This window comes from Chitinophaga pinensis, assembly GCF_007896845.1.
Lineage (GTDB): Bacteria > Bacteroidota > Bacteroidia > Chitinophagales > Chitinophagaceae > Chitinophaga > Chitinophaga pinensis_C.
On the sequence record NZ_VOHS01000023.1, the window covers coordinates 15,072 to 26,695 of the forward strand.

The following is an 11,624-nucleotide window of genomic DNA, read 5'->3' on the forward strand; positions in this document are numbered from 1 at the left end:
TAGCGATCTGCATTTTGCTTATCTCATTCAATGTTCTTGTGTTAACCGTAATAATAAATCTGTCTCCACAGTGACCTCCGAAACAATTGATGTAAGCCACCGATACACTATCATTAATTTTATATACGCCAAATCCGGTTATATAAGGAGCCCGTTTGAGATATAATGAATCAAAGCTGAAATATCGGTTTAACTGTGAAATTGGAATTTCCTTTCGTTCCGCAATAAGTTGTAATATCGGAGTACTGCTATCTTCTCCTTTACTGACTGACGTAGTATATTTATTCAATAATGTGTTGGGCACTTTTTCCTTGGGGACACTGTGTCTTTGAAAGTTGCATGAACATAAGGTATATGATAAAATATAAACTAATAACATTGCGCTATCATGATATCTGTCAAATACTGTCCTACTCATAAGATATTCACTTGTAAAAAACTAAGAATTTTAATCTGATCTATGCTGTTACTAATTTTAATAGCATCTTACGTGAAGATATAGGAAGGTATTGACGTTTTTAATGTTCCTTTCCAACTCGAGTGGTTAAGGTGTCCTGAGGATTCCATGAATGGGTACGTTATATGTTTAGTATCAGTCAATACTAAATACATTGGGACAAAAGTCATGTTGCGATTTCAATAAGAGGGAATTATGTAAATACTGAATTTTGCTGAAAGGGGGGACCGGAATCGAACTTGTTTTATGCTGATTAAGAGATAGTTACAAATTGGATCAGTAATCACAAAAATAGTAAGACCCGCTCTAAGAGCGGGTCTTACTATTTTTGTGCCCAGAACTGGATTCGAACCAGCACACCCTTGCGAGCGCTGCGACCTGAACACAGTGCGTCTACCAATTTCGCCATCTGGGCAACTGATTTCCGTGTCAGGGAGTGCAAATGTAGAAACTTTTTTAAAACCAACAAATTTTTTTTAAAAGCCTGCATTTAACAACCCCAGCCGGAACTTCCCAAATACCTCCGAAACCTTTATCTGTCCGCTGCTATCCATCATTTCTCCTGTGAAAATATTTTTCCATCTGCCCGGTGCTCCGGCTGGCAATAGCACTGTTGTATCTGTAGGAACCTCTCCGGATAACGGCACAATTACAATCACCCATTCCTGCCGATACACACGCGCATAAGCCACAATATGTGCGTTATTTGTCTGTAAAGGCAGATAATCACCATCCAGAAAAATTTCGGCATGCGATCTCCGGAAGTTTAACGCCTTCCAGGTAACAAACAGCTTTTCCAGACCAAGCTGCCTGTTCTCGGAAAGATATCTGAAGAAATCAGACTGTTGTTCTCTGGCGATAATGTCATCGAGATATTGTTGTCGCAAAGTGTAATTGACTGGGCGACGGTTATCCGGATCTACGTAACTATGATCCCATAGCTCGCAGCCCTGATAGATATCCGGAATGCCCGGGGCGGTAATTTTAATCAGCACCTGTGCAAGCGTAGCTGTAATTGCCTGTTGATCGATAGTATCAACGAAGCTGCGTACGCTGCTCAGAAAATGTTCATCCGTCAGCAGTTGCTGTACAAAATTAGTAGCATGCTGTTCGTAGGTCTCTTCAGGAGCTGACCATGCTGTATTCACTTTTGCTTCCCGCAATGCTTTGATCAGATATTGCTGCAGACGTTCAATGTATTCCGGATTGACAACTCCGTCTATCGGAAAACCGGCAATCACGGACTGATAAATAAAGTATTCATCGTTCAGTGTCAGGCCGCTGCCAGGAAACTGCTCCCGCCATTGGGTTAATTGCTCTTTCCATTGAGAAGGATGCAGTGATAGCATATTCAGCCGCATACGACCATCTTCTCCACGTTTGGTGTCATGGGTAGAGGTGGTATTCAGTGAGGCAGGAGTATGTTGTTGACGAGCTGTTAACCTTTGGTGGAAGGTATCGATGGAAAAGTCGCTTGTCGCCGGACTATCACCCACCTCGTTATGCGCAAGCAGAGCATTGTATACATAGAAGGTCGTGTCCTCTACACCTTTCGCTGTCACCGGGCCTGTAAACTGCATCAGTCGTTGCAGGAATAACAGGCGGTTACGGGCTCGCTCCGCATCAGGAATATCTTCCCATAATGCCTCCAGTAATCCTATCTCTGTTTCTGCGTGACGATTCATAGCGCGTATACGGGCAAACGTTGTTTGTATGATTTCCCGGGAATAGTCATCAATTGGAAACTGCCCCGGATAGAGCCGGTATATTGGCAGACAAATAATAAACAGCGCAATAGCTTCTTTCAATTGTTCCCGGTCAGTACGTGCATCAGCCAGTTTAAGCGCATAACAATAGCGGATGAGGTTCTCCCATTCCCCGCCCATATATCGCTCTAAAATCAGCCTTTTCTTCTCATAAACAATGTCCTGATAGGCTGGTAGCTCAGGTAGTAACTCCTGATACCAGTCAGTTAGTTGTTTTTCTCCGGAATTGCTGGTCAGGAGATGGTTGGTAAAAGCCAGAAACTCATAACCGCTCGTACCTTGTAATGCCCAGTCAGCAGGAAGAGATTCCGCATGCTCAAGGATTTTTTCTGCTATAATGTAACAATTACTTCCAAATAACATCCGTAGCCGCTGAATATACGTCGCCGGATCACGCAGACCGTCTATATGATCTATACGAAGTCCCTGTATCAGTTCCTCTCTGTAAAGACTATGCAGGAATGTATGATATTCGTCAAACACGGCTTGGGACTCCATACTTAGTGTGATCAACTCATTTACCGTAAAAAAGCGGCGGTAATTGATCCGTTGATCTGCTTCCTGCCAGCTGCAAAGTAGATAATACTGCTGTTGCATCAGTTGCAGCATAACCTCTTTGTCATTGCTGATGCGTGTCGCAATACCCTCCAATACAGATCGATTAGCTGTACCATACAGTTCTTGTTTCACCTGCGTCCAGTCTTTCAACGCAATCCCTTTGGTGGCCTGCTGATACAAATTGTCAAACAAACCCAGCACCGGCAATGCATCGCTGTCTTTTAACAGAGACTGTAACACTTCATATGCGGAAATGGATAAAGGGAACGTCTGTTCAAAATAAGTTATCTCTAATTCTTTATCGGTATATACCAGTTTAATTTCACCTGCTTCAATACACGCTTCCAGACTTTTCCCCAGAAAAGGTGTCATCAGCTTACCCGCAAGGTCAGGAGATGGGTGCTGCCAATCTATATCAAAATATTTGTAGTAAGGCGATAACGGACCGCGCTCCATCACATCATATAATCTATGATTGCTCAGATGAAACGCCATATGATTAGGCACAATGTCCTGCAACCAATTCATATCCCGTTGTTGTAATATCTTTTTGATCTCGCGCAACTGCTCTATAGTTCCAATAGCAGGATTGATCATATGTGGATCTGTCACATCATACCCATGCATACTACCCGGAGCCGCCGTGAAGATAGGGGAGGCGTATACCGTGGAAATACCCAGCTTGTCCAGATAGTCCAGAATATCTTTCAGATCAGTAAATGTAAACCCGCCATGCAATTGCAGCCGGTAAGTGGACGAAGGTGGATTATTTGATTTCATAAACGATAGCTGAGAATGGTTGTATTGAGATTGCTTCGGATGTAGTCGCCTGATCAGGTGTTGTACTGCCCGGCCCATGCCAGACGGCAGCCGCAGAATCAAACTTTTTCAATAAGTCGCCTGCCCCTGTGTATTGATAAGTTACAGCATGATCACTGAAGTTGAATAGTATCAACAGCCGGTCATCATTGCCCGACCGCTCTACTAACAGTAATTGTTCTTCTGCCTGTGGAATCTGCACTTTTACTCCTTCCCGGGATGTGTTTAGCATAGCCTGTCTGGTTCTGCGAAATGCGATCAGGAATCTGTACAGCTCCGTCAAAGCTGTTGCATTGTCGGTTTTGGTATGCCAGCTGAGAGTGGACTGATTAAATGTTTCGACAGACTGTGGATCTGGTACTTCGCCTTCCCAGGCAAAGGAGGCAAATTCTTCCCTGCGTCCGTTCGTAACAGCAGCAATCAGATCCTTGTCGCTATGACTGGTAAAGAACTGAAAAGGGTTTGTTTCGCCATATTCCTCACCCATAAACAATAGTGGAATATGCGGAGATAACAATACTACCGCTGCCGCCAGTTTTTGCGCTTCAAAAGGCAATTGTGTTGTCAGTCTGTCGCCCAGCATCCTGTTACCGATCTGATCATGATTTTGCGCAAACACCACAAATTGATGGTAATCATTCTCCGAAGGAGCCACACCAAAATGCCTTTTCCTTACACTGGAATATTCCCCGGTAAATACATAAGAATCCTGATAGGACTTAGCCATTGGCGCTAATCCACCGAAATCTGCATAGTAACCATTCACCTCGCCTGTCAGCAGACTATGCAACGCGTGATGAAATTCATCTATCCACTGCCCATGCATTCCATAACCGCCTTTTTCCCGTGGAGTGATGTACCGCGGACTATTCAGATCAATCTCCGCAATCAGAAACTTCTTTTTGCCGGATGATACTTGCAATGCATCTACCAGTTCAGACAATTCAGCTGTAAAATGACGTGCTCCGCAATCCCATATCGCATGCACCGCATCCATCCTGAGCCCGTCTATATGAAATTCATCCAGCCACATCAACGCATTCTGAATGTAATACGCTCTGACAGCATCACACCACGCATCATCAAAATTGAGTGCCGGCCCCCATGGTGTTTTGTATTTGTCAGTAAACCATGGGCCATATTGTGCAAAATAATTACCCTCCGGACCGAGATGATTATACACTACATCCAGAATAACTGCAATGCCATGCTGGTGGGCAGCATTTACCAACGCCTTTAATCCGTTAACGCCTCCATAAGAATGCTGCACGGCAAAAGGATAAACACCATCATATCCCCAATTACGATCACCGGGAAATTGCCCCACCGGCATAAGTTCTATTGCGGTTATCCCCAATGAACGGAGATAACCTAGTTTATCAATAATGCCCTGAAAATTGTGTGTCGGAGAAAATGTGCCGGTATGTAACTCATAAATGATCAGTTCCTGTAGTGTAAGCCCTTCCCAACTATTATCCGTCCATTCAAAATCAGGGCTGACTACTTCAGATACACCATGTACGCCCTCTGGCTGATAACGGGATGCCGGGTCTGGTAAAGATGTTTCTTCGTCCAGTACATATTTGTATTGCGTACCTGCAGATAAACCTTCAATTGTCGTATGCCAGTACCCCTTATCATCCCGTTGCATAGGATAGACCTGCGGATCCGGTTGTACTACTGATAATGCAACCTGCTGACGAAAAGGAGCCCAGACGCTGAATTTACATGTATTGTCGGGCTGTAAAGCAGCCCCTGCAAAAGGATAAATATTTGCCAAAGTTTTTTTGAGGAGAAACTGAAAATAATATGCCAGTGATCTGGTCTGCATCATAACTGTCTATCGGCTTGATCATGTGGAAATTATGCGGCACAATTTCTACATTCTGGGCCGAAAAAATGCGTTGTCCCGGCTTACACACAGCAGATTGAACTGTGCAGGGTTTTTGCTAAGTATAATCTCATTAACCCGAAAGTAGATCTATCTATGTCAAGTAAAGTAAAGGACACAAACTGGTGGAAAGAATCGATCATCTATCAGATCTATCCATGGAGTTTTAAAGACAGTAACGGTGATGGCATCGGTGATTTGCAGGGTATCATCTCCAGACTCGACTATATCCAAAGTCTGGGTGTTGATATGGTGTGGTTAAATCCCATTTACAAGTCTCCTAATGATGATAATGGTTATGATATCAGTGACTATTATGATATCATGAAAGAGGTGGGCACAATGGCAGATTTTGATGCTTTGCTTAAAGGACTACATGACAGAAAGATCCGTCTTATGATGGATATTGTTGTCAACCATACCAGTGATGAACATCCCTGGTTTCAGGAAGCAAAACAATCGAGACAAAGCCCTTATTATAACTATTACCACTGGTGGCCTGCCGAAAAAGGAAAACCACCCCGCCGTTATAGTCACTTCGATGCCACCGGCAGTGCATGGACATATAATAAAGCAACTGACTCTTACTATCTGCATTACTTCTCCGAAAAAATGCCTGATCTCAATTGGGAAAATCCGGAGGCGCGTAAAGCTATCTATGCCATCATGAACTTTTGGTTTGATAAAGGCGTAGACGGCTTCAGAATGGATGCTATCTGCTATATTTCAAAAGATACCAGTTGGCCGGATGTGGAAAAAATAGTAGCAGAAAAGTATCAGCACGATTGGGCTGGTTATTATGCACATGGTCCGCATTTACATGAATACTTACAGGAGATGCACCGGGAGACGCTGAACCGGCCCGACGTTACCACATTGGCAGAAGCATCTGGTATTACAAAAGAAGAAGCACTTGATTTTGTAAAGGAAGACCGGAAAGAACTCCACATGCTGTATCATTTTGAGGGAGTCCAGCTTGGATTCGCCAAAGAAGGATATAAACGCCTCGACCCCAAAGGGCTTGATCTCCGACAGTTGAAACAATTATATACCGACTGGGACAGAATCTTCGAACTGGACGGCTGGGGGACCATCTATCTCGGCAATCACGATCAGCCACGTATGGTGACGCGTTGGGGGAATGACGATGAACAATTCCGTGAAATCTCTTCCAAAATGCTGATCACCTTCCTGCTCACCATGAGAGCTACGCCGATTTTCTACTATGGAGACGAACTCGGTATGACAAATATCCGTTTTGAGAAGATTGAAGACTATCGCGATATAGAGACCATCAACATGTATAAATACATACAGAGTCAGGGTGGTGATCTGGCGCATTTTCTGAAAGATGCAGCTCTTACCGGTAGAGACAATGGTCGTACACCCTTTCAATGGGATGAATCTCCCAATGCCGGTTTCACAACCGGTAAGCCATGGTTGAAGATCAATGAGAATTATAAACTGATCAACGCCGCTCAACAGGATAGGGATGAACGCTCTATTCTGCAATACTTCCGGCAACTGGTACTGCTACGTAAACACAAGCCAGTACTTATTCATGGTAAATATGAATTGCTGGATGCGGATCATCCACAGGTGTATACCTACACCCGCACATTGGATCAGGAGAAAATGCTCATTGTCCTCAACTTTTCAAAAGAGGAAGTGTTGTATACATTACCGTTTGTACTCGATGTCGGTACTGAACCACTCGTGAATAATATGCTCTCCTTCAAGCTCGAGAATGATTCCGTAACACTTGCTCCTTATCAGGCATTGGTCTTCGGACCACTGCCAACAGACTTACCACCCTTACAGGACGAGGAACAGGCTTTTGCCGAAGATCTGCCTATTGTGAAAGTAAAAGAAGAAAATTCAAGCCTTGAATCCAATGAGCTTGCTATCTGACAAATGATTAACTAAACATACTCCATGCTATCCCTTCCTTGACGCGGGAAGGGATAGTGGGAGGCCAATCATGTGCTATGAACCAGACTGTAGTATATCCGGGCAGTCCCTATCCATTAGGGGCCACCTGGGACGGAAAAGGAGTAAATTTTGCCCTCTACGCAGATAATGCAACCGGTGTTGAACTTTGCCTGTTTAATACAACCGCAGACGAGGCAGAAGCCTTTAAGATAAAGATCAAAGAACGTTCTCACCAGGTATGGCACTGTTACATACCCGATATAAAACCCGGCCAGTTGTACGGCTACCGCGTACATGGTCCCTACGAACCGCAAAACGGTCATCGTTTCAATGCTAAGAAATTATTGATAGATCCATACGCCAAAGCAATCGCCGGTACCATCGATTGGAGTGACGCCCTGTTCGGGTATAAATTGGGCGATCCCGAAGAAGATCTCAGTTTCAGTGATGTGGATAGCGTACCATTTATTCCCAAAAGTGTAGTAGTGGACCAGTCTTTTGATTGGGAAGGTGATCGTGCTCCTAAGATCGCTTATAATGAATCCATCATCTACGAGGCACATGTCAAAGGCTTTACAAAGCTGCATCCTGATATCCCGGAGGATATCCGGGGTACCTATGCAGGTATGGCTCATCCGGTGACCGTTAATTACCTGAAGGAATTGGGGATTACCGCCGTCGAGTTAATGCCGGTACATCACTTTGTGGCAGACAGGCACCTTGTAGACCGCGGACTTACCAACTATTGGGGCTATAATACCATCGGCTTCTTTGCACCGGATGCCCGCTATGCCGCCCATGGTGTACTGGGAGAGCAGGTAACCGAATTTAAACAACTGGTCAAAACCCTGCATCAGGCAGGTATAGAAGTGATTCTGGATGTGGTATACAACCATACAGGGGAAGGCAATCATCTGGGACCGACTTTGTCTTTCCGGGGAATAGACAACGCGTCTTACTATCGGCTGACAGAAGATAAGCGCTATTACATGGATTACACCGGTACCGGGAATACCCTGAACGCTTACCTTCCAAACGTACTGCGCCTGATGATGGACAGCCTGCGTTACTGGATTCAGGAAATGCATGTAGATGGTTTCCGCTTCGATCTGGCATCAACACTGGCACGTGAACTTCATGAAGTAAATACATTGAGTGCCTTTTTTGATATCGTCTATCAGGATCCGGTGATCTCTCAGGTCAAACTGATCGCTGAACCATGGGATATCGGCGAGGGCGGTTATCAGGTGGGGAAATTCCCTCCCGGCTGGGCCGAATGGAACGGTAAGTACCGTGATTGCATCCGGGACTACTGGAGAGGAGCTGATAGTATGCTGGGTGAATTTGCTGAACGCTTTACCGGGAGCTCCGATCTGTATAAAAATGACTACCGTAGTCCGACAGCCAGTATCAACTTTGTAACAGCGCATGATGGCTTTACCCTTCGGGATCTGGTATCTTACAACGATAAACATAACGAGGCGAATCTCGATGATAACAGGGATGGGGACGATCATAACCGTTCATGGAACTGTGGTGCAGAGGGCCCTACTGATGATGAGGGCGTATTGGCACTGAGAAGCCGCCAGCAGCGTAATTTCTTTGCAACACTTTTATTATCTCAAGGGGTGCCGATGATCGTCGCAGGAGATGAACTCGGCCGTACCCAGAGAGGAAACAACAACTGTTATTGTCAGGATAATGAATTATCATGGGTGAATTGGCAGCAGATCGACAACGATCTCTTACAGTTTACCCGCCAGCTGATTGCCCTGAGAAGAGCACACCCTGCCTTCTGTCGCAGACGTTGGTTCCAGGGGCAGCCAATCAAAGGAATAGGACTGGAAGATATCGCGTGGTTCCTGCCGGATGGTGTTGAAATGTCTGATGAACACTGGAGTCACGATTTTGCAAAGTCTATGGCAGTATTTTTCAATGGTAAAGGACTACACCATAGCGGTCCCAAAGGGGAGCAGATCGTGGATGATAGTTTTTATATCATTTTTAATGCGCATTATGAGCCATTGGATTTCACCCTTCCTCCGGAAAAATATGGTCACACCTGGACCAAATTACTGGATACGCGTGATACGCAGGTTACAGAACGTGAGGAAGTTTACAAAGCACAGCAGACAATCAATGTAGATGCCCGCTCGGTCATGGTGCTCCGGCATAAACTGATGCACTGAGCTAATTGATAAAATACATAAATTCAATAGTGCTGCCCGGCAACTGTACCATCTTCTCATGGTGCAGGCCGATTTTGTTCAGCAAGGCAATGGCATGGTCATTCTTTTCTGTTGTAATAGCAGCAACCCGGGGCAGTTTCAATGTAGTAAGGGCATAGTCTTTTACAGCATTGGCTGCCTCATAGGCATATCCCTTACCGGTATAGTCAGGAAGAAAAGCAAACCCTATATCTACCTCCTCCAGACCGTCTCTTTTTATCAGACCAGTCATCCCGATAGGCGTTTTTTCCTCTTTCAGGGTCACCATATATAAACCGAAACCATGCTGATCATAGCTGGCCAATGGTCCATTGATCAGATAATTGCGGGCGTCATGCAGGCCCCTGACATTCCTGTCCCCGATATAAATCAGCCAGGTAGGAGAGTTTAATAAACGGTATATAAAAGGCGCATCATCAATGGTAAATCGACGGAGTTGCAGGCGGGCTGTTTCGCAGATAAGCATAGTACTGTTTCTATAAGTTCTTAAAATGACAGCTATTAAGTAAGTTAGCAAAAAAAATGCTAGATGGTGAAGTATACCACGACCATATTGAAATTTGAGCAGCAGGGCGAGAAAACAGGATGGACATACATTACCGTCCCGGAAGATATTGCACAGGAAATCAAACCGGGTAACAGAAAGATATTCCGTGTAAAAGGAAAGCTGGATAAATACGCAATAGAAGCAATCGCACTGCTGCCCATGGGAGATGGTTCCTTTATACTGCCCCTGAACGCGGCAATACGTAAGGGCATCGCCAAAAAGGTCGGTGCGAAGGTCGAAGTACAACTGAAAGAAGACGATAATCCAGATCCTGTGAACTCACCCGAATTCATGGAATGCCTGCAGGATGAACCGGAAGCACTGGCTTTTTTCAATACACTGACCAAAGGTCACCAGAATTATTTCCTGAAATGGATAGAGACGGCAAAGACGGAACCTACCAAGGCAAAACGTATTGCACAGTCCATTACCGGACTGGCCCGTAAACAGGATTATCCGGCAATGATCCGATCAAACAAAGGAAAATAGTACCTTCGCGGCAAAATAAAGCGATTACATGTATAAAGTAGGTGAATACAACCTGTTAAGGGTAAAGAAAGAAAGCGAATACGGCCTGTTCCTGGATGGGGGCGATCAGGAAATCCTGATGCCTAAACGTTTCGTACCTGCCGGCGCCCAAAAAGGAGATGAACTCAAAGTATTCATTTATCACGATTCCGAAAACCGGTTGACTGCTACTAATCAGGAACCTTATGGGATAGTGGGTGATATCGTGAACCTGAAAGCAACCGGCGTCACAGAACAGGGCGCATTTCTGGACTGGGGACTTATGAAAGATCTGTTCGTACCCGCCTCCAAACAGCTCAGTAAAATGCATCCCGGTCAGGATTATCTGGTAAAGATCTATCTGGATGAACTCACCAACCGCGTAGCTGCTACCGAAAAAATAGATCCTTATCTGAGCAATGAAAACCTGACAGTAAAAGAACTGGACGTGGTAGACATGATCGTATACCGTCGCTCCGAAATAGGGTTCATTGTTATTATTAATAATCAACATACTGGCATACTGCACTACAACGAGGTGTTCGGAACCGTTGATATAGGCGATAAACTCAAAGGCTTTATCAAATCCATAAAAAGAGAAAAGATCGATGTGGTAGTTGGTAAACCCGGCTACGACAGAGTAGAAACTGAAAGCGACAAGATCCTGCGTCTGCTGAAAGAAAATGACGGCTATCTGCCTTATCACGATAAATCCTCTCCTGAAGAAATCTATGAATTCTTCAGCATGAGTAAGAAGACTTTCAAAATGACCACAGGCGCTTTGTATAAACAACGTAAAATCATCTTCACGCAGACAGGTATTAAACTGATGGATGAAGAATAAAATAATAAGAAAGAGGAGGCAATATGCTTCCTCTTTTTGTTTGTATACCCCCGAACGAATAGCAATATTTTGTCC

Annotated in this window: 7 protein-coding genes and 1 tRNA gene; 4 read left to right on the forward strand and 4 right to left on the reverse strand. The window is 44.6% G+C overall.

Annotation, left to right across the window (positions count from 1 at the left end; genetic code table 11):
* Positions 1-788: 788 nt before the first annotated feature.
* The 3 genes from FEF09_RS19740 to treZ all read right to left on the reverse strand — a co-directional run bounded on the left by FEF09_RS19740 (position 789) and on the right by treZ (position 5,380).
* A tRNA-Leu gene (locus tag FEF09_RS19740) sits at positions 789-872 on the reverse strand.
* A gap of 61 nt (positions 873-933) precedes the next feature.
* The gene (treY, locus tag FEF09_RS19745; RefSeq protein WP_186774419.1) at positions 934-3,561 is read right to left on the reverse strand and encodes a malto-oligosyltrehalose synthase; all 2,628 of its coding nucleotides are present in this window, start codon (positions 3,559-3,561) and stop codon (positions 934-936) included.
* On the reverse strand, positions 3,548-5,380 hold the full coding sequence (gene treZ, locus FEF09_RS19750) for a malto-oligosyltrehalose trehalohydrolase (RefSeq protein ID WP_146306698.1): 1,833 nt from the start codon (positions 5,378-5,380) through the stop codon (positions 3,548-3,550). Before treZ ends, treY begins: the two co-directional genes overlap by 14 nt.
* Before the next feature lie 207 nt (positions 5,381-5,587).
* Between treZ and FEF09_RS19755 the strand changes: the two genes are divergently transcribed.
* Both FEF09_RS19755 and glgX read left to right on the forward strand, forming a co-directional pair.
* A complete protein-coding gene (locus FEF09_RS19755) occupies positions 5,588-7,402 on the forward strand; it encodes a glycoside hydrolase family 13 protein (RefSeq protein ID WP_146306699.1) in 1,815 nt (604 codons plus the stop codon).
* A gap of 77 nt (positions 7,403-7,479) precedes the next feature.
* A complete protein-coding gene (glgX, locus tag FEF09_RS19760) occupies positions 7,480-9,612 on the forward strand; it encodes a glycogen debranching protein GlgX (RefSeq protein ID WP_146306700.1) in 2,133 nt (710 codons plus the stop codon).
* Between the two features lies 1 nt (position 9,613).
* Here glgX and FEF09_RS19765 read toward each other — a convergent pair whose 3' ends face one another.
* Positions 9,614-10,117 carry a GNAT family N-acetyltransferase gene (locus FEF09_RS19765; RefSeq protein ID WP_146306701.1) on the reverse strand — a complete coding sequence of 168 codons (504 nt, stop codon included), beginning with the start codon at positions 10,115-10,117 and terminating at the stop codon, positions 9,614-9,616.
* Positions 10,118-10,180: 63 nt separating this feature from the next.
* Between FEF09_RS19765 and FEF09_RS19770 the strand changes: the two genes are divergently transcribed.
* A complete protein-coding gene (locus FEF09_RS19770; protein WP_146306702.1) occupies positions 10,181-10,687 on the forward strand; it encodes a YdeI/OmpD-associated family protein in 507 nt (168 codons plus the stop codon).
* Positions 10,688-10,715: 28 nt separating this feature from the next.
* Positions 10,716-11,549, forward strand: coding sequence for a S1 RNA-binding domain-containing protein (locus FEF09_RS19775; protein WP_146306703.1), 834 nt, complete (start codon positions 10,716-10,718; stop codon positions 11,547-11,549).
* The last annotated feature ends 75 nt before the right edge of the window (positions 11,550-11,624 follow it).